Annotated in this window: 21 protein-coding genes; 5 read left to right on the forward strand and 16 right to left on the reverse strand. The window is 69.3% G+C overall.

The genetic code is table 11. From position 1 onward, the window contains the following. Window positions 1-95: 95 nt before the first annotated feature. Together clpS and K2X24_RS13760 are read right to left on the reverse strand one after the other, a co-directional pair. Window positions 96-524, reverse strand: a complete 429-nt coding sequence (gene clpS / locus K2X24_RS13755) for an ATP-dependent Clp protease adapter ClpS (RefSeq protein WP_292498954.1) — start codon at window positions 522-524, stop codon at window positions 96-98. A 266-nt stretch (window positions 525-790) separates the two neighbouring features. After that, window positions 791-1,243 (reverse strand): phasin family protein, encoded by a 453-nt coding sequence (locus tag K2X24_RS13760; RefSeq protein ID WP_292498955.1) that lies wholly within the window; start codon window positions 1,241-1,243, stop codon window positions 791-793. Between the two features lie 304 nt (window positions 1,244-1,547). Between K2X24_RS13760 and K2X24_RS13765 the strand changes: the two genes are divergently transcribed. Next, the gene (locus K2X24_RS13765) at window positions 1,548-3,032 is read left to right on the forward strand and encodes an SPOR domain-containing protein (protein ID WP_292498956.1); all 1,485 of its coding nucleotides are present in this window, start codon (window positions 1,548-1,550) and stop codon (window positions 3,030-3,032) included. Between the two features lie 123 nt (window positions 3,033-3,155). Here K2X24_RS13765 and K2X24_RS13770 read toward each other — a convergent pair whose 3' ends face one another. The 3 genes from K2X24_RS13770 to K2X24_RS13780 all read right to left on the reverse strand — a co-directional run bounded on the left by K2X24_RS13770 (window position 3,156) and on the right by K2X24_RS13780 (window position 5,317). Next, entirely contained in the window at window positions 3,156-3,833 is a 678-nt protein-coding gene (locus K2X24_RS13770; RefSeq protein WP_292498957.1) for a DnaJ domain-containing protein, read from the reverse strand. Next, on the reverse strand, window positions 3,830-4,090 hold the full coding sequence (locus K2X24_RS13775; RefSeq protein ID WP_292498958.1) for a hypothetical protein: 261 nt from the start codon (window positions 4,088-4,090) through the stop codon (window positions 3,830-3,832). The genes K2X24_RS13770 and K2X24_RS13775 overlap by 4 nt, the downstream gene beginning before the upstream one ends. A gap of 66 nt (window positions 4,091-4,156) precedes the next feature. Further along, window positions 4,157-5,317 carry a trypsin-like peptidase domain-containing protein gene (locus K2X24_RS13780; RefSeq protein WP_292498959.1) on the reverse strand — a complete coding sequence of 387 codons (1,161 nt, stop codon included), beginning with the start codon at window positions 5,315-5,317 and terminating at the stop codon, window positions 4,157-4,159. A 439-nt stretch (window positions 5,318-5,756) separates the two neighbouring features. Between K2X24_RS13780 and K2X24_RS13785 the strand changes: the two genes are divergently transcribed. Continuing rightward, window positions 5,757-5,972 carry a hypothetical protein gene (locus K2X24_RS13785; RefSeq protein WP_055953370.1) on the forward strand — a complete coding sequence of 72 codons (216 nt, stop codon included), beginning with the start codon at window positions 5,757-5,759 and terminating at the stop codon, window positions 5,970-5,972. Here the strand turns inward: K2X24_RS13785 and K2X24_RS13790 are convergent. Both K2X24_RS13790 and galU read right to left on the reverse strand, forming a co-directional pair. Further along, window positions 5,960-6,898 carry a DUF817 domain-containing protein gene (locus K2X24_RS13790; protein WP_292498960.1) on the reverse strand — a complete coding sequence of 313 codons (939 nt, stop codon included), beginning with the start codon at window positions 6,896-6,898 and terminating at the stop codon, window positions 5,960-5,962. The genes K2X24_RS13785 and K2X24_RS13790 overlap by 13 nt on opposite strands. A gap of 269 nt (window positions 6,899-7,167) precedes the next feature. Continuing rightward, window positions 7,168-8,034 (reverse strand): UTP--glucose-1-phosphate uridylyltransferase GalU, encoded by an 867-nt coding sequence (gene galU / locus K2X24_RS13795; RefSeq protein ID WP_238275644.1) that lies wholly within the window; start codon window positions 8,032-8,034, stop codon window positions 7,168-7,170. 167 nt (window positions 8,035-8,201) lie between these two features. On the opposite strand from galU, the gene galE reads away from it, so the two are divergent. The 3 genes from galE (at window position 8,202) to K2X24_RS13810 (ending at window position 11,896) form a co-directional block, all read left to right on the forward strand. Next, on the forward strand, window positions 8,202-9,191 hold the full coding sequence (galE, locus tag K2X24_RS13800) for a UDP-glucose 4-epimerase GalE (protein WP_292498961.1): 990 nt from the start codon (window positions 8,202-8,204) through the stop codon (window positions 9,189-9,191). Then, a complete protein-coding gene (locus K2X24_RS13805) occupies window positions 9,188-10,414 on the forward strand; it encodes a lytic murein transglycosylase (RefSeq protein WP_292498962.1) in 1,227 nt (408 codons plus the stop codon). The genes galE and K2X24_RS13805 overlap by 4 nt, the downstream gene beginning before the upstream one ends. Window positions 10,415-10,483: 69 nt before the next feature. Beyond that, entirely contained in the window at window positions 10,484-11,896 is a 1,413-nt protein-coding gene (locus K2X24_RS13810; protein ID WP_292498963.1) for an SGNH family hydrolase, read from the forward strand. A gap of 24 nt (window positions 11,897-11,920) precedes the next feature. On the opposite strand, the gene gor is transcribed toward K2X24_RS13810, so the two are convergent. The 9 genes from gor to K2X24_RS13855 all read right to left on the reverse strand — a co-directional run bounded on the left by gor (window position 11,921) and on the right by K2X24_RS13855 (window position 23,635). Beyond that, window positions 11,921-13,318, reverse strand: a complete 1,398-nt coding sequence (gene gor, locus K2X24_RS13815) for a glutathione-disulfide reductase (RefSeq protein ID WP_292498964.1) — start codon at window positions 13,316-13,318, stop codon at window positions 11,921-11,923. 162 nt (window positions 13,319-13,480) lie between these two features. After that, window positions 13,481-13,648, reverse strand: a complete 168-nt coding sequence (rpmG, locus tag K2X24_RS13820) for a 50S ribosomal protein L33 (RefSeq protein ID WP_018044575.1) — start codon at window positions 13,646-13,648, stop codon at window positions 13,481-13,483. Between the two features lie 117 nt (window positions 13,649-13,765). Beyond that, a complete protein-coding gene (locus tag K2X24_RS13825; RefSeq protein ID WP_292498965.1) occupies window positions 13,766-14,938 on the reverse strand; it encodes an MFS transporter in 1,173 nt (390 codons plus the stop codon). Window positions 14,939-15,019: 81 nt separating this feature from the next. Then, window positions 15,020-16,297, reverse strand: coding sequence for an efflux RND transporter periplasmic adaptor subunit (locus K2X24_RS13830; RefSeq protein ID WP_292498966.1), 1,278 nt, complete (start codon window positions 16,295-16,297; stop codon window positions 15,020-15,022). A 61-nt stretch (window positions 16,298-16,358) separates the two neighbouring features. Next, a complete protein-coding gene (locus tag K2X24_RS13835) occupies window positions 16,359-19,583 on the reverse strand; it encodes an efflux RND transporter permease subunit (protein ID WP_292498967.1) in 3,225 nt (1,074 codons plus the stop codon). Between the two features lie 174 nt (window positions 19,584-19,757). Beyond that, window positions 19,758-19,982, reverse strand: coding sequence for a YbdD/YjiX family protein (locus tag K2X24_RS13840; RefSeq protein ID WP_292498968.1), 225 nt, complete (start codon window positions 19,980-19,982; stop codon window positions 19,758-19,760). A gap of 5 nt (window positions 19,983-19,987) precedes the next feature. Further along, on the reverse strand, window positions 19,988-22,054 hold the full coding sequence (locus tag K2X24_RS13845; RefSeq protein WP_292498969.1) for a carbon starvation CstA family protein: 2,067 nt from the start codon (window positions 22,052-22,054) through the stop codon (window positions 19,988-19,990). A 155-nt stretch (window positions 22,055-22,209) separates the two neighbouring features. Beyond that, complete coding sequence (locus tag K2X24_RS13850; protein WP_292498970.1) at window positions 22,210-22,842, reverse strand: hypothetical protein; 633 nt, start codon at window positions 22,840-22,842, stop codon at window positions 22,210-22,212. Then, window positions 22,832-23,635 carry a YgcG family protein gene (locus K2X24_RS13855; protein ID WP_292498971.1) on the reverse strand — a complete coding sequence of 268 codons (804 nt, stop codon included), beginning with the start codon at window positions 23,633-23,635 and terminating at the stop codon, window positions 22,832-22,834. Before K2X24_RS13855 ends, K2X24_RS13850 begins: the two co-directional genes overlap by 11 nt. Between the last annotated feature and the right edge of the window lie 3 nt (window positions 23,636-23,638).

Genomic DNA, 23,638 nt, shown 5'->3' on the forward strand with positions numbered 1-23,638 from the left:
GTGCCGGCGCTCGCCGGCGAGCGCCAGGGCGCGGTGGAGAGCTTGTTCTAGGCTGCGAGAGAAGCTGGGCAAAGCGTGGCCTCTGTGTGGGATGCCTATTTCTTTTCCATAACGCACTGGAGAGGATGTTGGTGTTTGCGCGCGAAGTCCATGACCTGCGTCACCTTGGTCTCAGCGACTTCGTAGGTGAAGATTCCGCATTCGCCGACACCGTTGTGGTGCACGTGCATCATGATCTGGTAGGCGTCTTCCTGCGACTTGTTGAAGAATTTCTCGACGACGTGAACGACGAATTCCATCGGCGTGTAGTCGTCGTTCAGCAAGAGAACCCTGTAGAGGCTCGGTCGCTTGGTCTTCGGCTTGGTGCGGGTGATGATCGCCGTGCCCGAGCGGTCATCGTCGTTGCCCCCCGGTTCGCGGGGGTCATCGGCCGAGCGCGCGGGCGACGCGTGGCGGTTCGGGCGGGGAGTTTCGGGGCCGTCCGCGCGCGCTGATTCGCTGCCCCGTAGCAGGACGTCGGTCATCTGAATCGCATCGACCCCATGGTGCGGCATGCTGCTCGTGAAGCTGCTGGTCCGCGGGTCGCGCCGGCGAGGCGCGCTCGCATCGTCAGCAATCTATAGAGCGATCGGCCGCTTCGCCAGTCGGCTGCGCGGACTTGTCCGATTCCTCCGGACCGGCACGGTCCCGAAAACGCGAGCGGCCCCGCGCGATGTCTCGCGCGGGGCCGGCTCAGGGTCTCGTCGTCAGGGGTGGAGGGGCGGGCGGGAGGCCCGCACCCTCCGCCCGATCAGGCTGCCAGCTTCGGCGCGATCACGGCCGGGAACTTCGGGAAGTTCTTGGCGTCGAAGAACGACTTCGGATCGAAGAAGGCCTTGGTGTCGAAGAACGCCTTGGGATCGAAGAAGGCCTTCGGGTCGAAGGTCGCGCCTTCGCCGGCCACCGGAGCGCCGACTTCCTTGGCGAGGCCCTGGTACAGCTCGCTCATCACCTTCGCCTGGCTCTGCAGGCGCTCGTAGGAGGCCTTCAGGTAGGCGCCCTGGATCTCCATGGCGGCCTGCAGCGTGCGCGCGCCGGCCAGCTTCTTCATGGTTTCGCTGCCCGCGGCGTAGGATTCCTTGGCGAAGTCCGCCCACTCGATCCCGGCGGTCTGGTTGGTCTTCGAGACCGTGGAGACGGTTTTCATCAGCTTGGCGATGCCGGTCTTGTTGATCTCGGCGGCCTTCTCGAACATCTGGGTCATCGGGTGCTCCTCTGCGCCCTCTTCGGGGCATCCCTGTCGATCGGGCAGGGTCCCGCGGAGCCACATCCGGCTCGTTCCACCTAAGTGTGCGATGCAACACGAAACGTCAAGATATATATTGCGATGCACCATCGGGCCGAATCGCGATAAATTGCCGGCCAGCCATTAACCCGGCCGTAACTGCGTCGACCTAGCCTGATTGACAGATGTTGCGGGGGCACGGCGGCGACGCGGCCCCTCCCGCCCAGATGTTGCAGTGCAAGCCGGCCGTGTCGGGCCGCGCATGTCGAGGCAGTGAGTCGTGATGCGTAGCCCTACTCCCCGCGTCGGCCGGGTGCCTGCGTTGTCGGCCGCCATCGCGGCGGCAGCGGTCCTTACGGCCCTGGCCTCCCCGGCCGAGGCGCGGCGCGGTCACCACCATCGCGGCGGCGGGGGCGGCGGCTACAATCCCCCCTACGCGGCCATGGTGGTCGACGTGAAGACGGGCAAGACGCTGCACGCGATCAACGAGGATTCGCTGCGCCACCCCGCCTCCATCACCAAGGTGATGACCCTCTACATGCTGTTCGAGCAGCTGGAGCGAGGCCGCTTTACCCTCGAATCGCCCCTCACCATCTCGTCCTTCGCCGCCTCGCAGGCGCCCTCCAAGCTCGGCCTGCGTCCCGGCTCCACCATCGCGGTCGAGGACGCGATCAAGGCCATCGTGACGAAGTCCGCCAACGACGTGGCCTGCGCCATCGGCGAGAACATCGCCGGGTCCGAGCCGCGCTTCGCCGAGATGATGACCCAGAAGGCCAAGGCCCTGGGCATGTCGCGGACCAACTACGCCAACGCCTCCGGCCTGCCGGACGCCGACCAGATCACCACGGCGCGCGACCTCACCGTTCTGGCCCGAGCGATCCAGGACCGCTTCCCGCGCTACTACCGCTATTTCCAGACGCGCTCCTTCGCTTTCCGGGGCCGCGTCATCGGCAACCACAACCGCCTCCTCGGCAACGTCCAGGGCGTCGACGGAATCAAGACGGGCTACACCCGTGATTCCGGCTTCAACCTGATGACGGCGGCCCGCCTCGACGACCGTCAGATCGTCGCGATCGTGCTGGGCGGCAAGTCCGGCGCCAGCCGTGACCGGATCATGGCCGATCTCGTACGCCAGTCCCTGCCGCGGGCCTATGCGGGTGCCCGCCAGACCCCGGCGACGACAGAGGTCGCCGAGCGCGCCCGTCCGGCGGTCGTGGCCGATGGCGCGTCCCGCACCCGCACCCAGGTCGCCTCGGCGGACGACGAGGACGTCGAGACCACGGCCTCGACGATCCGTGGCGGCCAGCCCCTCGACATCACCCCGTCCCGCACCGCGACGACGACCCCCGGCAGCGCCGGCATGAAATTCCGCTCGGGGACGCTCCCGGGCTCCGCTCAGGCCTACGCGGCGACCGGCGGGCAGGCCCCCTTCCCCGGCGCCAAGACCGATGCGCGCCTCGCCTCCGCCGACGGACCCCGCGCCGAGGCGCCCAAGCCCGTCTCGGGCGCCCGGATCACGCCCACCGCCTGGGTGATCCAGCTCGGCGCCATGGACGACGAGGACAAGGCCAAGTCGATGCTGGCCGAGGCCCGTAACCGGGCCGGCGGCGCCCTCGCAAAGGCCGCGCCCTACACGGTGAAGGTCGAGCACGGCGGCGCCACCCTGTTCCGGGCCCGCTTCTCGGGCTTCGCCGAGCAGGACACGGCGCAGGATGCCTGCAACGCTCTGAAGCGCAGTGGCTTCAGCTGCTTCGCCACCCGGAGTTGAGCCCCCGCGAACGCGGGTGATGCGGCCCCCGAGGGGGCCGACGATGCTTCGCCCGCGCCCGGTGCGTTTCGCCGGGAGGGCCACCGAGCCGCCTGAACCCTGTCTGACAACGCGCGTGGAGTATCAGCGATGTCGGTTGTTAAGCCTGTCACGGGCCGCGTTGACGCGGGCCGCCTGCTCGGCCGTGCCTCCCTGGTCGGGATGCAGGCGCTTCATCAACGACCGGTGGGCCACCCGGATCTGCTCCAGGGACGCCCCGCGCTCAAGCCCCAGGATCTGATAGGCCTCCTGCTCCGTCATCGCCCCTGGGTCCGGCGGGCGGCGCGGCCGCGGGTCGGCATCAGCCTGAGCGTCTATACGCCAGCCGGGGTGCCGGCGGTCCAGATACGCCTCTAGCCGGCGGGACGTTTCGGGGTTGCGCCCGAACAGGGCGAGGAGGCCGGACAGGGGAATCGCCCCCAGGGACTGGCCCGCGTAGGGGCCGGCGAGTGCCACCCCCTCCCCGTCCGCGTCGAAGCGGATGGTGGCTCCGGAGAGCCGGCGCGGATCGTAGCGCGCCGCAAGGGCCTGGCCGCGCCGCCGCAGGCCGGTGAAGCCCTCCAGCAGCCAGATCGCGCCGGCTCCAAGCAGGATCGCGAATTCGATCCGACCCCGCACGAGGAAGAGGGCCGCCGCCGCGAGGGCGACGTAACCCCCGACCTTCCGGATCAGGCGTGTGCTGAGCGAGGGATAGCGGCGCAGGGCGTCCCGGCCGAACCACCACAGGATGAGCAGGGCGAGGCCGCCCGCGAGGATCGTCATCGGCCGGCGCCGTACTCGGCGCTCACGCGTCCGCCGATGCGCAGCTGCACCCCGCCGAGATCGTGAACGCCCCGTGACGGCGCGGCCGGGCGCCGCGTTCCGGTGCCGCAATCAGGCCGTGGCGGCAGGCGTACCCCCTCCGGCGCGTCCTCGGGACAGAGGCGCGGCGGCACCGGGCGCTCGCCGGCCCCGGCCGCGCCGGGGACGAGGGCGCCGAGACACAGGAGGGCGAGGAGGACGTGACGCTGGGAGACCATGCGGTGCTTTCGAAGATTGGTCCCGAGCCTTAGCGATCGCGACCGCCTCTGACGAGGCTGCCGGGTTCAGAGGCGCGTCTCCGCGACGTCGGTGGTCGTGACCCGGACCCGGCGGGTTCGGCCGTCGCGCTCCACCATCAGGTCCACCGGGGTGCCGAGGCCGGCCGCCTCCATCGCCGCGGTGAGGTCGGCGAGGCGGTGGACGGGCCGGTCCCCGGCGCCCACGATGATGTCGCCGATCTCGCCGGTCTGCGGATCGACCCCGCGCAGGCCGGCGGCGGCGGCCGGCGAGCCCCGCAGGACGCGCAGGATCACGACGCCGTCGATGCCGAGGCGTGCGGCGGTCGCTTCCTGTCCGGCGATGATACCGATCCCGGGATTGCGGGTGCGCCCGTTCCGGATGAGTTCCGGCACCACCCGGTTCACCACGTCGACGGGAATCGCGAAGCCGATGCCCGCGCTGGTGCCGGAGGGCGAGTAGATCGCGGTGTTCACGCCGATCAGGCGCCCGGCGGAATCCAGCAGGGGGCCGCCGGAATTGCCGGGGTTGATCGCCGCGTCGGTCTGGATGACGCCCGAGAGCTCGCGCCCCTCCCCCGTGGGCAGGCGGCGCTGCAGGGCGCTGATCACGCCCGTGGTCAGGGTGTGGTCGAGGCCGAACGGATTGCCGATGGCGTAGGTGGATTGCCCCACCTTGAGGTCGGCGGAGGTGCCGATGGCGAGGGGCCTCAGGGCCGCGCCAGTGCGCCCGAGGCGCAGGACCGCGAGGTCGTAGCTCGGCGCGGTGCCCACGACGCTGGCGGAGACGACCTCGCCGGAGGAAAGGCGCACCGCGATGGAGCCGCCGCTCTGCGCGGCCGCCGCGACTACGTGGTTGTTGGTCACCACGTGCCCGGCCGCGTCCCAGATGAAGCCCGTGCCGGTCTGCGAGCCGTTGCCCTGCTCGGCGCCCTCGCCTTCGACGCCCATCAGGGCCCGCCCCTGCGCGGCGGCCTGCGCGAAGACATGCACCACCGAGGGGCTCGCCCGGGCGAAGAGATCCACCGTCGCGGTCTCGGCGGGGGCGAGGTCGCCCCGCGCGGTTACGGCGCGCGGGGTCTGCGCGGCATAGAGGAAGCCGTTGACGTAGGGCTGCGCCACGTAGAGGGCGAGCAGGACCAGCGCCGCGCCGGCCGCCCACCTCAGGAAGCGATCCGGCGACCGAGCGGCCGGGTACCGGTCGGACATGTGACATCCCCTTCACCATGCGGCGAAAACCGTATCGCACCGCGTGCGCATTAACTGGTCGGTGACGCAATGCCCTTCAACTGGACCGATCCCGTCGCGGGGTCGAGGGTGCGTCAGCACACCGAAACCCGCGTTGGCCAAAGATAAAACCGGCGCGTCGCACCAGCGCCTATACGTCAAACTCTCAGGGGGAGCCGTCCAAAAGCAGCCATATTCTGCGCGCTCATCAGCAATGCTGGTGCGTGCGAGAGACGAGGATGGATCAGGTGCGGACGATCATTTCGGACATGCCTGAAACGACCGCAAAGTTGCCTTAGTGATGCTTCCTTTTCCCCCGTATGGTGCCCTGCAGCAAACGTTCAGGTTCGAGGTCCTACAGGTCTTGGGCCGAACGACGGCATCGCGGGACCCCACGCCCACGATTGAAGGAATGAGACTCATGGAAACCCAAGCCCTGGAACGTCCCGCCGATCTGACGATCTGGCGTACCGCTCCGGTTCCGGCGCCCCTGGCCCAGCCCGCGCGCTACCGCACCCTGCGCGAGGCCATCGAGGCCGCGGCCGGCGCCCTCTCGGACCCGGCCAAGCAGCCCTGGATCATCACCGAGGACGGCGAGGTCCTGTCCCCGAACTGGATCCGGACCTACCTGAACTGAAGCCCGCAGGTCGGCGCCGTCTCGGCGCCGCACGCTTCGCGAGCCGACCGCCGAAACTTCCGCGGCCGGCTCACGAGCGTCACCAGCACGTATGAGACGATCATCAGCAGGAACCACGACCCGAATTTCTGCCATGGCACCGGGGCCCAGCCAGCCACCTGGGCCGGATAGAGCCAGACCCGGGTGTAGGTGCCGATGTTCTCGGCGATCCAGATGAACACGGCCACGAGCCCGAAGCCCAGCAGCAGCGGCATGCGGCGGTGGACCCGCCAGACCTTGAAGTACACCCAGGTCCGGCCGAACAGCAGCGCGGTCGCGGCGAACAGCGCGAACCGCATGTCCCAGACCGCGTGGTGGCTGAAAAAGTTCAGGTAGATCGCCCCGGCCAGCGGCAGCGTGGAACGCAGGCGCGGATGGTGCGCGAACCGGAAATCGAACAGGCGCCAGACGCGCGCGATGTATGACCCGACGCTGGCATACATGAAGCCCGTGAAGAGGGGCACGCCCGCGATCCGCAGGAGGCTCGCCTCCGGATAGATCCACGACCCCACGCTGGTCTTGAACACCTCCATTACCGTGCCGACGACGTGATAGAGGGCGATGATCTTCGCCTCCTCCCAGGTCTCCATCCGCGTGAGCAGCAGGCCTGCCTGGATGGCGATGGCCGCCAGGGTGAGCGCGTCGTAGCGGCTCAGGGCCGCGTCGGGCGGATAGAACAGGTAGCTGGCGATCAGGGCCGCGCAGAGCAGGCCGCCGAAGAGACAAGCCCAGCCCTGCTTGATCCCGAAGCGCAGAAACTCGTAGCCCCCGGCGACCCAGGGCCCCCGTGCCTGCGCCCAGTCCCCGACGCGCGCCTCCGCCGCGACGAAGCGGGCCAACGGCGGCCAGAGCCGTGCCGCGCTGGCGGCCGTCGTCGCGTGTACCATGCCCCGCCCTCCCCATCCCCGGCAGCCTCGGCCTGGGCTTGGGACAAAAAAAGGCCGCTCCGAAGAGCGGCCCGAAGTCTAGGGAGGAAACGCCCAAGAAGGGCTGCCGAACCGCGACGCCATCGCGATCCTGCGATGCACAATCTAAGCTGCAACGCACCAAAGACAAGGGCGTCGTGCGACCGGTTCGACATTTTCTCCGGCATGCCCCCTGCGCGTCCAGCGCATCCCGTTTCCCGGCTCCGGTCGGGAGGTGGTTCGGTCGCCCCTCAATGGTCCGCGAGGAGTTGGGCGATCTCGGCCTTCAGCGCATCGGCGAGGTCCTTGCGCTCCAGCGCGTAGGCGATGTTCGCGGTCAGAAATCCGAGCTTCGAACCGGTGTCGTAGGTCCGGCCCTGGTAGTGCATGCCGAAGAACGCCTGGTCCTTGGCGAGCTTGATCATCGCGTCGGTGAGCTGGATCTCCCCGCCCGCGCCGGTCTCGCCGGCCGAAAGGATATCGAAGATCTCGGGCTGGAGGATGTAGCGCCCGGAGATGATGAAGTTCGAGGGGGCGGTGCCGGCCTTGGGCTTCTCCACCATGCCGTTGATTTCGAAGGTCTGGCCGAAGGTCTGGCCGACGCCGACGATCCCGTACTGGTGGGTCTCCTCGGGCTTCACCTCCTCGACCGCGATCACGTTTCCGCCATGGCGCTCGTAGGCCGAGAGCATCTGCTGCATGCAGCCACGGCTGAGCATGTCGGGCAGCAGAACCGCGAAGGGCTCGTCGCCCACGATCTCGCGGGCGCACCAGACCGCGTGGCCGAGGCCGAGGGGGGCCTGCTGGCGGGTGAAGCTGGTCTGGCCGGCGGCCGGCAGATCACGCTTGAGTTCCTCGTAGGCCGCGGTCTTGCCACGCTCCTGGAGCATTCGGTCGAGCTCGAAGGCGACGTCGAAATGGTCCTCGATCACCGCCTTGCCGCGACCGGTCACGAAGATGAAGTGCTCGATGCCGGCCTCACGGGCCTCGTCGACGACATGCTGCACCACGGGCCGGTCGACGACGGTGAGCATCTCCTTCGGCACGGCCTTGGTGGCCGGGAGAAAGCGTGTGCCCAAGCCGGCGACGGGCAGGACGGCTTTGCGAATCGGTTTCATCGAGCGGGACCCGGTAACGAGGAAAGTGAGAAGAACCCGGAATGGATTGACGAACCTTCAATGCAGCCGCGCTTAAACCCGGACGGCATCGCCATTGACCGGACGGGCATAACCGAGAAGCCGGTTTTCCGATATATCGGCGATGGTACGATTGGGGAGCGGGTCTGATGGCGGTTCTGGTGACGGGCGGGGCCGGCTATATCGGCAGCCACATGGTTCTGGCTCTGCTGGATGCCGGCCACGAGGAAATCGTCGTCCTCGACGACCTCTCGACGGGCTTCGACTGGGCCCTGCCGCCGGAAGTCCGGCTGGTCGTGGGCGACGTCGCCGACCAATCCCTCGTGACCGAGATCATCCTCCAGCATCGCATCGACGCGATCGCGCATTTCGCCGCGCGAATCGTGGTGCCGGACTCGGTCGCCGATCCCCTGCATTACTACCTCGCCAACACGGTGAAGACCCGCGCGCTGATCGAGACGGCGGTGCGCTGCGGGGTCAAGCACGTCATCTTCTCCTCCACTGCCGCCGTTTACGGCGAGCCCGAGACCGTACCGGTGCCGGAGAACCTCCTGCCTGCGCCGATCAACCCTTACGGCCGCTCGAAGCTGATGAGCGAGTGGATGATCGCCGACGCCGCCAAGGCGCACGGCTTCTCCTACGTGATCCTGCGCTACTTCAACGTGGCGGGGGCCGATCCGCGCGGCCGCACCGGGCAGTCGACCCCGAACGCCACGCACCTGATCAAGGTGGCGACCCAGGCGGCCCTCGGCCAGCGCACGCATCTCGATGTGTTCGGCACCGATTATCCCACCCGGGACGGCTCGTGCCTGCGCGACTACATCCAGGTTTCCGACCTCGCCGAGGCGCATCGCGTGGCCCTGAACCACCTGCGTTCCGGCGGCGAGAGCCTGACCCTGAATTGCGGCTACGGCCGGGGCTACTCGGTGCTGGAGGTGATCGAGGTGGTCAAGCGCGTCTCCGGCCGGGATTTCGAGGTCCGGCTGTCGCCGCGCCGACCCGGGGACCCGGCCCAGATCATCGCCGAGGCCCAGCGCATCCGCGACCTCGGCTGGTCGCCGAAGAACGACGATCTCGATGCGATCGTCGCGCAGGCCTTCGCCTGGGAAGAGGCCCTGACCCGGCGCAACCGCACGTGAGGATCGTCCAGGCCCTGGTCCTGGCCGGCGCGCTCGGGCTCGGGGCGCCGGCCGGAGCCGCCCCGCAATCCGCCAAGACGACTGCGACCGCGCCGACGCCCGAAGCGAAAGCGCGCTTCAGGGCGTTCGTCGAGGCCCTGTGGCCGGATGCGGAGGCGCGCGGGATCTCGCGATCGACCTTCGACGCCGCCTTCTCAGGGGTCAGCGAACCCGACCCGGACATCCTCGCCCGCACGCGCCGGCAGAGCGAATTCGGGCGCCCGGTCTGGGACTACCTCGTGGGCGCGGTCTCACCCGCCCGGATCGCCCGGGGGCAGGCTCAGGCTGCGCGGCTCGCGACGACGCTCGCGGCCATCGAGGCGCGCATCGGCGTGCCGCGGTGGATGGTGCTGGCGATCTGGGGCGTCGAATCGGATTTCGGGGCCAGCGGCGGCGCGGTCTCGACCATTCGCGCCCTGGCGACCCTGGCGGAGGCCCGGTTCCGCGGCACCCTGTTCCGCGACGAACTCCTGGCCGCCCTCGCGATCCTTCAGCGCGGCGACATCACGCCCGAGCGCATGAAGGGCTCCTGGGCCGGCGCCATGGGTCAGGTGCAGTTCCTCCCCTCGAGCTTCCTCGCCCATGCGGTGGATTTCGACGGCGACGGGCACCGCGACATCTGGGGCTCGGAGGCCGATGCCCTAGCCTCGATCGCCACCTACCTGAAGACGCTGGGGTGGAACCCCGCCCTGTCCTGGGGCTACGAGGTCGTCCTGCCCCGTGACTTCGATCTTGGCCGGTATCGCGGCGATCTCTCGGACTTCGCCCGGCGCGGCGTGCGCCGCACAGACGGCAAGGCGCTGCCGGGGGCTGGTAACGCCAGCCTGTTCCTGCCCGGGGGGCTCGGCGGCCCGGTCTTCCTCATCACCGACAATTTCGAGGTCGTGCGGGCCTACAACACATCGGATTCCTACGCGCTCGCCGTCGGCCACCTCGCCGACAGGCTGGCCGGCGCGCCGGCGCTGGCCGCGCCGTGGCCGGTTAAGGCCCCGCGCCTGGACAAGGCGGGCCTCCAGGCCCTGCAGGCGGCCCTTTCGGCACGCGGCCTCTATGCGGGCGAGGCGGACGGCCGGGCCGGACCGAAGCTGCGGGAGGCCGTGCGCCAGTTCCAGATCGCCGAGGGACTCCCGGCGGACGGCTACGCGACGCCCGCCCTGCTGGCCCGCATCGGGGGCAACCTTTAGACCTGCGCCGCGTCGTCGTCTAAGGTGGTGGCATCGATCGGCTCGCCGGTCAGAAGCGTGAGGCGTTCCATGACCTTGCCGGCAGCACGCGCGGCCCGGTGTTTCCTGACGCTGTGTGCCCTCGCGGGCGCCTTCGCCGTGTTCGCGGCGGGCGATCCGGCGCGGGCGCAATGGGGTGATTCCTACGACGCGCCCCGGGGCGGCGATTATGATTCTCCCCGCCGCCGCGCCCGCGACTATTATCGCGACGACAGCGGGTATGGCGCGCGCTCGGCGGCCCGTCGCTACGCGCCGCCGCCGCAGGAAGCGCCCCGGCAGTTCTACTGGCCGTGGGAGGACCGGCCGCAGCAGGCCCAGCCCGCTCCGGTGCCGAGCGCCCGCCCCCAGGCACCCCGCCCCCGCTCGTATGCGGACGAACCGCGCGGCTCCCGCGAGGAGGCACGGCCGCCGCGCCGCCGCCCACGCCCGGCCCCCGTCGTCGCCCAGCCGAAACCGGTCGTGCCGAAGGTGGAGCCGACCACGCGGATCGCGGTGTTCGGCGACACCCTGGCGGGCCATCTCGGCAGTGGCCTCTCCAACGTCTTCGAGGACAATGCCGAGATCGGCGTCATCGACCGCTCGAAGGCCGATAGCGGCCTCGTGCGAAAGGACGTGGTCGATTGGCCTAAGGCCGCCGAGGAGTTCCTGAAGACCAACCCGAAGACCAGCTACGCCCTCGTCATGCTCGGCGCGAACGACCGCCAGCCCATCCGCGAGGGCGACCAGACCTTGGAGCCCCTCGGCGACCGCTGGCGCGCCGTCTACGCGGAGCGCGTGGACGCCCTCGTCAAGGTCTTCGCGGACCAGAAGGTGCCGTTGATCTGGGTCGGCGCCCCGCCGATGCGCAGCGAATCCCTGTCGAAGGACATCGCGGCCCTCAACGAGATCATCCGCGAGCGCGTGGCCAAGGCCGGGCAGACCTACGTCGACATCTGGCCCGCTTTCGTCGACGACCGCAACCGCTACACCGCCACCGGCCCCGACCTCGAGGGGCAGGACGCGAAGCTGCGCACGGCGGACGGCGTGCACTTCACCAAGGCGGGCGCGCGCAAGATGGCGCATTTCGCCGATGTCGAATTGAAGCGCCTGATGGGCACGGGATCGGCCGCGCCGGCCGCGGTCCCGGCCATCGCCACCGCGCCGCCCCCGGCCCAGCCGGGCGAGGCGCCCAAGCTCGACGACGCGGCTTCCATCGACCGCCAGATCACCGCCATGCTGCCGAGCCTGCCCGAGCCGCCGGGCATCCCGGCCCTGCCGGTCAAGCCCCTCGCCGGCCCCGTGGTGCCCCTCGGCCGCGCCGAGGTGACGCCCGGCGGCTCGCTGGTGAGCGGACGCCCGCGCGACACCGACCCGTCCGGCACGGTGGAGCGCGCCCTGATGCGGGGGGCGGCCCCCCTGCCACAGCCCGGCCGGGCCGACGACTTCAAGTGGCCGCCGGGGTGAAGCAGCCCCGGAGCACGTCCCTGCCTAACCGACGCCGACCGGGTGCTTCGTCACGACGGGGCTGCGCATCGTGACGAGTTCTTCCCCGGCCGTCGGGTGGACCGCGATGGTGCGGTCGAAATCGGCTTTGGTCGCGCCCATGGTCACGGCGATGCCAACAGCCTGGATGATCTCGCCGGCATCGTGCCCGACCACGTGCACGCCGATCACACGATCGCTGGCGCAGTCGACGATCACCTTCATCAACACGCGCTCGTCGCGCCCCGACAGGGTCGCCTTCATGGGGCGGAAGCTGGAGCGGTAGACGTCGATGGCGCCGAAATGCCGGCGCGCCACATCCTCGTTGTGGCCGACGACGCCGATCTCGGGGGTCGAGAACACGGCGGTCGGGATGAGGCCGTGATCGACGCACCAGGGCTTGTTCCCGAACACCGTGTCGGCGAAGGCATGGCCCTCGCGGATGGCGATCGGGGTCAGGGCCGCACGGTCGGTGACATCGCCCACGGCGTAGATCGACGGGACCTTCGTCTGCGAATACGCGTCGACGGGGATCGCCCCCCGCGCATCCGCCGCGATGCCGACGGCTTCCAGCCCGAGGCCGGCGATCTTGGGGCGCCGGCCCGTGGCGGTCAGAACCTGGTCGACCTCCAGGGTCGTGCCGTCGTCGAGGGTCGCGCGGATGCCGTTCTCCACCTTGTCCAGGCGCTCCACCATCCGGTTGAGGCGCAGGTCCATGCGGTGTGCGTAGGCCGCGTCGAGGGCGTCGCGCACCTCCTCGTCGAAGCCGCGCAGAAGCTTCTCGCCCCGGTGCAGCAGGGTGGTGCGCGCGCCCAGATGCGCGAACACCCCGGCGAACTCCACCGCGATGTAGCCGCCGCCGACCACGAGGATCCGCTCCGGCAGGGTCTCGAGCTCGAACACCTCGTTCGAGGTGATCGCGAGTTCTGCGCCGGGGATCAGCGGCTCCTTGACCGGCTCGGCGCCCACCGCGATGAGGATGAAACGGGCGGTCACGCGCTTGTCCTGGCCGACCAGCCGCACCGTATGGGCGTCCTCGATCACGGCGCGATCGGCCACGACGGTGACGCCGGCCTTGCCGAGATTGGTGTCGTAGATCCCCTCCAACCGGGCCACCTCGGCGTCGCGGCGCGCCTTCAGCACGCGCCAATCGAAGCGCGGCGCGGGCACATCCCAGCCGAAGCCCGCCGCATCCGCGAACTCGTCGGCGTAGCGCCCGGCATAGACCATCAGCTTCTTGGGCACGCAGCCCCGGATCACACAGGTGCCACCGACCCGGTACTCCTCGGCGAGCTGCACGCGCGCGCCGTGGCCGGCCGCGATCCGCGCGGCGCGCACGCCCCCGGAGCCGCCGCCGATGACGAACAGGTCGACGTCGTAGGAATGGGCCAGATCGTCAGCCATGGAGTGATCCCGCGCGAGGAGGCGTTCGGCCCTGCATCGCCGAACCCGGCGTCATATCGAGCGCCGGGCCGTTCCGAGGACCCCTGAACAACGAAAAGGCCGCCCCTCCTCCCGGAGAAGCGGCCCGACGGCCAGTGCGGCGCGGCAGGCGCGCCGCCGGACTTACTTGATCTTGGTTTCCTTGAAGTCGACATGCTTGCGCACGACGGGGTCGTACTTCTTCATGGACAGCTTCTCGGTCTGCGTGCGGGAGTTCTTCTTCGTGACGTAGAAGTAGCCCGTATCGGCGGTCGAGATCAGCTTGACTTTAACGGTGACGGCCTTGGCCATGGACGCGGCGCTCCTGTGATCGCGGCATTCCGCATCAGCGAAACGCAAAAGGGCCGGCGATGGCCGGCTGAATACCGGCGGTGGATTGCCTCAATCGCCGGGATTCGTCAAGGCGCCTCATGCACGGGGCCGCTGAACGAGGCGCACGCCCACGACCCCCGCATAGGCGAGGAAGAGCAGGCAGAGGCTGTAGGCGAAGCCCTGCGGCGGCAGCAGATCCATGCCTCCGCCGATGATCGGCGGCCCGAGCATCAGCCCGACATTGTAGAGCACCACGAAGGCCGCGTTGGCACCCGCGAGCTCCGGCCCCTGCACCGTGGCTCCGAGATGGGCGAGGCCCACCGTGTAGAGGGTGCCGGCGATGCCGCCCCACAGGAACAGCAGGACCAGCAGCGCCGGAAACGAGGCGGACGCCAGGGGGATCAGGCTCGACCCGAGGGCGCCCCCGAGGCCCGCCATCAGCAGGACGCGGCGACGGTCCATCCGGTCGGCGAGCCAGCCGAACGGAATCTGGAACAGGACATTGCCCAGCGCCAACGCGCTGACCAGACCCGCCGCGGTCTCGGCATCGTAGCCGAGCCGCAGGCCGTAGAGCGGCAGGATCGCGAATCCCCCCGTCTCTACGGCGCCGTAGGTCAGGGCCGCGAGGGTGGCGGCGGGCGCGAGGCGCAGATAGGCCGCAAACGAGCGGGTCCGACCCGGCCCCAGCACCGGCGAGAGCCGCCGCGCCAGGAGAAGCGGCACCATCGCGGCGAGGAAGAGGGCCGCGCCGGCGAGGTAGGGTCCGAACCCTCGGGTACCCAGGAGCGCCAGGAGCGCCGGCCCGACCGCGAAGCCCAGCGCCAGGACCGTGGCGTAGATGCCCATCACGAGCCCGCGCCGCGCGGGCGGAGCCGCCGCGTTGATCCAATATTCCGACAGGACGAACAGTGCCCCGAGGCTCGTCGAGAAGACGAAGCGCAGGGCGAACCACCAGGCGAGGCCCGGCAGGAGCTTGAACGCCACGAGGCAGGCGGCGCCGACCGCGATGGCGAGGAGGAGCAGGCGCACGACGCCGATGCGCGCGGCCAGACGCGGCACGAACGGCACCGTGACGATGGCCGCGAGCCCGGCCACGGCGGTGTTGATGCCGATCACCGTGCTCGACGCGCCCATGCGCTCCATCTCGATGGAGAGCAGCGGGATCGTGAGGCTGAGGCCGATGCCCACCACCGCCACGCAGGTGATGGCGGCCGCGATCGAGGCGGCGCGGGCGCCGTCCCCGAGGTCTGGCTGAGTCTGGGCCGTCATGGCGGGGTCCGCTGCGGGCCACGCGGGCGCCGGGACCGCCTTGTCCACGCCGCAGCCGGTCGGCGCAACCGGGTGGGACGGCTACCGCGCGGCCGATTTCAGCGGCTTGTCGTCCGTCGGCGGCGGCTGTCGCTCGATCTTCTGGCCGTCGCGCAGGTCGGCGGGTGGGCTCAGCACGATTTCCTCGCCGCCCTCCAGGCCTTGGCTCAGCTCGACCGTCGTTCCGAGATCGCGGCGGATCTTGACGCTGCGCCACGCCACCGTGCCGTCGTCGCGCGACACCGCCACCTGGGTCCCACGCTGGTTGAAGACGAGGCTCTCGGCCGGGACCACGACATTCGGTTCGGTGCGCGGCACCTTGAGGCTCACGTAGACGTAGAGGCCGGCGCGCAGGGCGCCGTCCTTGTTCGGCACGTCGACCTGGGCGGTGAGAGTGCGCGACGAAGTGAGAAGCGCCACGGAGCTACGTTCGACCTTGCCGGAGAAGGCCCTGTCGGCCATTTGCGGCACCTTGATCGTGGCATCGACGCCCGGTTTGACCCCCACCGCGACGTTCTGGGGCACGTTGACGGAGACGCGCAGGACGTCGTCACGGTCCATCGACAGGAGGGCCGTGCCGGTGCCGTCGGCGTGGACGAGGTCGCCCACATCGACACCGCGCTGGGTGATCACCCCGTCGAAGGGGGCGACGATGTCCTTGAACCCCGTCAACGCCCGCAGGCGCTCGACGGTGGCGGCCTGCGCCTTGATGTTGGCCTGGGCCACCTTCACGCCGGCCTCCGCCGAAGCGAGGGTCGCGGCCTGGCTGAGAACGCTGGCCTGTGAATTGTCTGCGTTCTGCTTCGAGGCCCAGCCCTGTCCGGCGAGCGTCGTGGTGCGGTTGTTGGTGACGTTGGCGAGGTTCACGTTGGCCTTGGCCTGATCGACCATGGATTTCGCCTGGAGGAGAGCGGCCTCCAGTTGCCCCGTCTGCGCCTCGGCCTGGGCCAGCTGCTGGTCGAGGTCGGGGGCGGCGATCCGCATCAGGATGTCGCCCTGGCGGACGCGGCTGCCGATGTCGACCCGGCGCTCGGCGATGTAGCCCGTGGCGCGGGCGTAGAGGGCCGCCTTGGCGAAGGCATCGGTCTGGCCCGGCAGGGTGATCTCGATCGGCCGGTCCGCACGCTCGGCGGCCGCCGTGCGCAGCTTCGGAACGAAGCTGTTCACCTTGCGCTGGGTCTCGGTCGCGGCGGCGCGCCGCTGCATCTGGCCGTAGCCGCCCCAGGCCAGGAGGCCGAGGGCCGCGACGGCGACCAGCAGGAACGGCGCCTTGCCGGGCGGCGGCGGGATGTCGGACGGATCACGCTCGGGATGTGTCACGGTCGTCCCATTCCCTGCCGAAGCCTCTGCCCCGTGACAACGCCCACCTCCCCGTCCCGGCTCACGCGTAATCCTCCAACGGCTTGACCTCGCCCCGGCGCAGCAGGGTGTAGAGGAAGGGCACGAACAGAAGCGTGGCGGGCGTGCCCACCGCGATGCCGCCCATGACCGCCCGGGCCAGCGCCGCGTTCTGCTCGCCGCCCTCCCCGGTGCCGAGCGCCATCGGAATCAGGCCGAGGAACATCGCGCTCGCGGTCATCAGCACCGGCCGAAGCCGAGTCTCGCCCGCCAGCAGCGCCGCCTCGACGGCCCCGCAGCCGGTCGCCTCGCGGTGCTCCTTGGCGAAGGTCACCAACAGGATCGAGTTCGCGGATGCGATGCCCACCGACATGATCGCCCCGAACAGCGAGGGAATCGAGAACGTCGTGCCGGTGACGAACAGGCTCGCGACGATGCCGCAGAAGGCGAGCGGCAGGGCGGCCAGCACCACGAAGGGGTCGCCCCAGCTCTGGAAGTTCACCGCCATCAGCAGGTAGACCGCCACCAGGGCGATGGCGAGGCCGACCTGGAGCCGGAAGAACGCCGATTCCATGTTCTCGATCTGGCCGCGCACGGTGATCTTGTCGGGGGCCGGCAGGGCCTTCTGCTCGTCGGCGACGATCCGCCGGATCTCGTTCGCCACCGAGCCGAGGTCACTGTCCTGCACGGCGGCGTAGACGTTGAAGGTCGGCTGCGTGTTGACGTGGTTGATCACCGTCTGCGATCCCTCGCGACGCATCGTCGAGACGCTGGACAGCAGGGTCAGCACGCCGGGCGCGTCCGCGCCGCCGTTGACGAGGAGCGGCGTGTTCTGCAGCGCGCTCAGGGAATCGTTGCGGTATTCCGGGGTCTGCACCCAGAGCTGATAGGGGATGCCGGTCTTCGGGTCGGTCCAGAAGTTCGGCGTCACCTGGAAGGAACCCGAGAGGGAGACGTTCAGCCCCTGCGCGATCTGCTGCTGAGTCAGCCCGAGCTCCGAGGCGAGTCGGCGGTCGACGTCCACGAAGAATTGCGGCGTGCCGACGATCTGGTGCAGGTGCACGTCGACGGCGCCCCGCACGGCCTTGAGGCGGCGGACGATGTTCTGCGCGACCTCCAGGTCCTTTGCGGTGTTGCGGCCCGAGACCTGGATGTCGATCTGCGCCAGCGTGCCGAAATTCAGGATCTGGGTGATGATGTCCGAGGGCTGGAAGTAGAACACCACGTCGGGGAAACGCTCGCGCAGCACCTCGCGCAAGCGCTTGGTGTAGTCCGCGACCGGGCCGTGACCTTCCTTGAGGTTGATGAGCATCTGCCCGTCGTTATAGGCGACGAACGAGCCGTCCGAGAACGCGAAATTGTAGTTGTTCGCCGGTAGGCCGATATTGTCGAGGATCTGGTCGATCTCGCCCTCGGGGATCACTTCGCGAACGACGTTCTCGACCTCCGCGAAGACCTGCTCGGCCGTCTCGATGCGCATGCCCGGGCGGGTCCGCAGGTGCAGGGTCATCTGGCTGGAGGCCACCTGCGGGAAGTAGTCCCGGCCCACGAACACGAAGAGGCCCGCCGTGGCGGCGAACACCGCCGCCACGAGCACGAGGGTCACGATCCGGTGGGCGATGACGACGTGCAGGAGACCGAGATAGCTGCGGTGGAAGCGGGTGAAGCGGGCCTCGAAGCCGTGCCGGAACCAGCCCGCCAGCCGGAACAGGGGGCCGACGATCCAGCTGAGGGCCCGCGCGATCCGCCCGCGCGCCGGCTCGACGCCGGCCCCGTGCTTGCCGTCGTATTCCCGCGCGACCAGTACGTCGATCAGCACCGGCACCAGGGTGCGCGAGAGGACGTAGGAGGTCAGCATCGCGAACACGACCGCGAGCGCCTGCGGGGTGAACAGGTATTTCGGCGTATCGGTCAGGGCGAAGACCGAGACGAAGGCGGCGCAGATCGACAGGGTCGAGATCAGCGCGGGCTTGGCGATGCCGGCCGCGCCCTCCACCACCGACTTGCGGAAGGGCTCGCCCTCCTCGAAGAGCCGGTAGGTGTTCTCGATCGCCACGGTGGCGTCGTCGACGAGGATGCCGACCGCCAGCGCCAGGCCGCCGAGCGTCATCACGTTGATGGTCTCGCCGAGCGCCGCCAGGATCGCCAGCGAGGTCAGGATCGAGAGCGGGATCGAGACCAGCACCACGATGGTGGAGCGCCACGACCCGAGGAACAGCAGGATGGTGAGGCCCGTGAGGCCTGCCGCGATGATCGCCTCGTGGATCACCCCCTCGATGGCGGCCGAGACGAAGACCGACTGATCGAACAGCGGCTTCAGGCTCATGCCCTCCGGGGCGGCCGCCTGGATGTCCGGCAGCGCCTTCTTCACGTTGTTGACCACGTCCAGGGTCGAGGCGGTGCCGTTCTTGAAGATGCGCATCAGCACCGAGTGCAGGCCGTCGGCGCGCACGATGTTGACCTGCGGCGGGCCGCCGTCGCGGACGTTGGCGACGTCGCGCACCAGGATCGGCTGGCCGCCCACGACCTTGATGGGGATCTGGTTCAGCGCGTCGATGGCTTCGGGCGACGCGTTCAGCTGCACCGGGTATTGCTGCTCGCCGATCTTGGCGAGGCCGGAGGGGATCGTCAGGTTCTGGGCCGTCACGGCGTTGGTGACGTCCAGCGCCGTGAGCCCGAGGGCCTGGAGCGCGTGCAAGTCGAGGTCGACCATGATCTGACGGGGCGTCCCGCCGAAGGGCGACGGCAGGGTCGAGCCCGGCACCTGGGTCAGGCGCTGGCGGATGCGGTACTGGGCGTAGTCGAAGACCTTGGTCAGGCTTTCGCGGTCGGAGGAGAGCGCCAACTGGATCACCGGCACCGAGGAGGCCGAGAAGCGCAGGACGATGGGCGGCTGCACGCCGGGCGGCATCGTCGCGCGGATCGAGTTCATCGCCGAAACGACCTGCGCGATGGCGAGATCGATGCTCACCGAGCCGTCGAAGTAGATCTTTTGGATCGCCGTGCCCTGCAGGGTCGTCGATTCCATCCGTGCGATGTTGTTGACGTTGTTCGAGAGCGAGAACTCGGCATAGGTGGTGATGCGACGCTCCATCTCGGAGGTCGACAGACCGTTATAGGTCCACACCACCACGACCACCGGGATATCGACGTTCGGCAGCACGTCCTTCGGCGCCACCACGACCGCCGCCGCCCCGCCGAGCATCATCAGCACGGCGAGCACGTAGATCGTGATGCGGAACTTCAGCGCGTATTGAACGAGCCCCATGCCGTCTCCGTCGCAGACCCTCCAGGCGGTCGCACAGGCCGTTCCGCCGCGGTGCCGGGGCGCCGCGCGGCATCAGCCATGACGGGAGATTGTTTCTCCTTGAATAAAGAATCCGTGCGACACACCGACACCATCACGTCCGGGATCGGCTAACGAAGACCGTCGTGCCTGCGTTCAGCAGCAGCGAAATCCACTGCGGTTGCCGACACCGAAGCGGGCGTTCTCCCGGTTCCGGAAGAACTCCCGCTCGGTCATCGGTTCCTGGTCCGCGTGAGTCCTGCGGATATGCGCGGCGTAGGCCTCGTAGTCGCCCTGACCGACCATGAGACGGGCGCCGTCGCAGACGCACTTCGAGAAGGTCTTGAGACGGTCCCGCAATTCGGCCGACGACAGCGCCATGGTGCTTACTCCGCAGCAACGGCCGCAGGGCCGCCGCTCTCGAGGGCGGTCCAGCGATCGGCCCGGTAGGCCTTGACGCAGGCCATGATGCCGAAGGTGGCGATCGACAGCACCAGCCCGACGAAGAGCACGGCGAGGGCCGCGTCGATCCGGTCGTTGAAGACGATCTTGTGCATGTCGGCCATGCTCTTGGCCGGCGCCAGCACCTTGTTCTCGGCGATCGCCGCCGAGAACCGATCGGCATGCGACAGGAAACCGATCTTCGGGTCGGCCGAGAAGATCTTCTGCCAGCCGGCCGTGAGGGTGCAGATCAGCAGCCATACGGTCGGGACGATGGTGACGAAGGCGTAACGCTCACGCTTCATCTTGAAGATCACCACGGTGGCGAGCGTCAGGGCGACGGCGGCCAGCATCTGGTTCGAGATGCCGAACAGCGGCCACAGGGTGTAGATGCCGCCCAGCGGATCGGTGACGCCCTGGTAGAGGAAGAAGCCCCACGCGCCCACGCAGAGGGCGGTGGCCAGGATGCTGGGTGCCCAGGCGGTGGTGTCCTTGAAGCGTGGCGAGACGAGGCCGAGCAGATCCTGCAGCATGAAACGGCCGGCGCGCGTCCCGGCATCCACCGCCGTCAGGATGAACAGGGCCTCGAACAGGATGGCGAAGTGGTACCAGAACGCCATCATCGCCTTGCCGCCGATGGCCGAGGAGATGATGTGCGCCATGCCGACCGCGAGGGTCGGCGCGCCGCCGGCGCGGGAGATGATCGAATGCTCGCCGACATCGACGGCGGTCTGGGCGATCTGCTCGGCCGTGATCGTGAAGGCGGGGTCGAGCTTCGTCACGGCGGCGGCCGCGCTCTCGGGCGTGGTGCCCACGAGGCCGGCGGGCGAGTTCATGGTGAAGTAGATGCCCGGCTCGATCACGCTGGCGGAGATCAGCGCCATCACGGCCACGAAGCTCTCCATGAGCATGCCGCCGTAGCCGATGAAGCGTGCATCCGACTCACGGTTGATGAGCTTGGGCGTGGTGCCGGAGGAGATCAGGGCATGGAAGCCCGAGACCGCGCCGCACGCGATGGTGATGAACAGGAACGGAAACAGGGACCCGGCCCAGACCGGCCCGCTGCCGTCGACGAACTTGGTCACGGCCGGCATCTTCATGTGCGGGGCGACGTAGGCGATGCCCAGCGCCAGGCCGACGATCGTGCCGATCTTGAGGAAGGTGGAGAGGTAGTCGCGCGGGGCGAGGAGGAGCCAGACCGGCAAGATGGAGGCGACGAACCCGTAGCCGATCAGCAGCCAGCACAGCTGCGTCCCGGTGTAGGTGAAGAAGGGACCCCAGTACGGATCGGCGGCGACATCACCGCCGTACACGATGGCGAGCATCAGCAGCACGAAGCCGATGATGGAGACCTCGCCGACCTTGCCCGGCCGGACGTACCGGGCATAGACGCCCATCAGCATCGCGATCGGGATCGTCGCCGCGACGGTGAAGGTGCCCCACGGGCTCTCGGCCAGCGCCTTGACGACGATCATCGCCAGCACGGCGAGCAGGATCACCATGATCATGAAGGTGCCGAACAGGGCGATGACACCCGGGATCGTGCCGAGTTCGGAGCGGATCAGCTCGCCCAGCGAGCGGCCGTCGCGACGCATCGAGATAAAGAGGACCATGAAGTCCTGCACGGCGCCGGCGAGCACGACGCCGGCCAGGATCCAGAGCAGGCCCGGCAGATAGCCCATCTGCGCGGCGAGCACGGGCCCCACCAGGGGACCGGCGCCCGCGATGGCGGCGAAGTGATGGCCGAACAGGACGTTGCGGTCGGTGGGCACGTAGTCGAGCCCGTCGTTGTTGACGTGGGCCGGTGTCTTGCGGCTGTCGTCGAGCCGCATCACCTTTTCGGAAATGAAGAGCGAGTAGTAGCGGTAGGCGATCAGATACACGCAGACCGCAGCAACGACGATCCAGAGCGCGTTCACGTTCTCGCCGCGGCTCGTTGCGACGACTGCGAGGGCGGCCGCCCCCAAGGCTCCCACCAGGGCCCAGGGCCCGTGTCTTGATACCGCGCTCATGACGTCTCGCTCCTGCGACCTGTCTTTTATGGCAGATCGTCAAGGGTCCTTCTGGCGTGAAACGATCCAAAGGGCCAGGGGCGGCAAGTTTCAAAACTCTGCATTTGAACGAGACGTTGTGGCGCCGCATCGCGCGGTTGCACGCGCACGCTTTCTCAACCGATGAGAATCACCCGGTTCGAGAGCGCGTCGACCGGCGCCGCTTCCGCCGGCAGCACGCGCGCCAGGATGGTGCCGACCGCTTCGACCGCCGCGATCAACCCGCGCTCGGCCTCGCCCCGGCGCAGGGCGGCGAGGAGCGGATCGATCGCCCCTGCCCAGGCCTCCGCCGGGACATGCGCCGCCACTCCCCGATCGGCGACGATCTCCGCGTGCCCTTCCGCGCAGGCCAGATAGATGAGGACGCCGGTGCGGCCGGGGGTTCGGGTCAGGCCGCGGGCGCAGAACTCGCGCTGGGCCGCCTCGTGGGCCCGGGCCCTGCGGATCGCGCGCGGCACCAGGGCGAGCCGGGCCCGGGGATGGGAGGTGGCGAGGATCGCGAGCAGCACGAGGCCGGCCTGCGCCAACGCGATCGTGGCGGCACTCCAAGGCGTCAGGAGGATCAGCGGCCAGGGTGCGACGAGCCCGCAGGCCAGGGCGAGGAGCAACGGTGCCGAGCGGTAGAGGCCGGCCCGGGCCGAGACCAGGACGACGATCTCCCCCGCCGTGCCGGCCTCGGCGCCCCGGATCGCCTCGGCGACGCGCTCGCGCGCCTCGCGGCTCAGGAGATCGCGCGCTTCACCAGTCACCCGACGCCCCTCCCCCACCGGACGAGCCGCCGCCGCCCGAAAATCCGCCGCCCGAGAAACCGCCCCCGTCGAACCCGCCGGAGACGCCGCCGCTCCAGCCGCCCGAGGACGGTCCCGGGATGACGACGAAGCCGCCGCGCCCGCTCCCGCCACGGTTCATCCGGTAGACCACGACGAGGATCACCAGGAACAGGATCACGAACAGGACGACCTGGCCGGGATCGGCCTCGTCCCGGCGCACCTCCGCCTTGCGCTGCCATTCCTCGGCGTCGCCCGCCAGAATCGACAGCATCGCGTCGACGCCCGCGTTGATACCGCCGGCATAATCGCCGGTCTTGAAGCGCGGGGCGATCGCCGTGGTAATGATGACCTTGGAGAGGGCGTCGGTCAGCGCGCCTTCCAGGCCATAGCCGACCTCGATCCGGACCTTGCGCTCGTTGGGCGCGACGACCAGCAGCGCGCCGTTGTTGGTCTTCGCCTGCCCGAGCTTCCAGGCGCGGAAGAGCCGGTTGGCGTAGTCCTCCACCGTGCGGCCCTGCAGGCTCGGGACCGTCGCGACCACGACCTGATCGGACGTCTTGTCCTCGTAGGCCTTCAGCTTCGCCTCGAGGCTCGTCCTGGCCTCCGGCGCCAGGACACCCGCCGCATCCACGACGCGCCCCGAGAGCGGTGGAAAAGCGGGCTCGTCGGCCTGGGCCGCCACCGCCCAGAGGATCGGGCCGAAGAGCAACGCGAGGAGGAGCCCGAGACGGGCGAGGGCGTCGCAACGTGCCGCCGCGCCGGGACTGCGCATGGC

The organism is Methylobacterium sp. (assembly GCF_019750675.1).
In the GTDB taxonomy this organism is placed as follows: domain Bacteria; phylum Pseudomonadota; class Alphaproteobacteria; order Rhizobiales; family Beijerinckiaceae; genus Methylobacterium.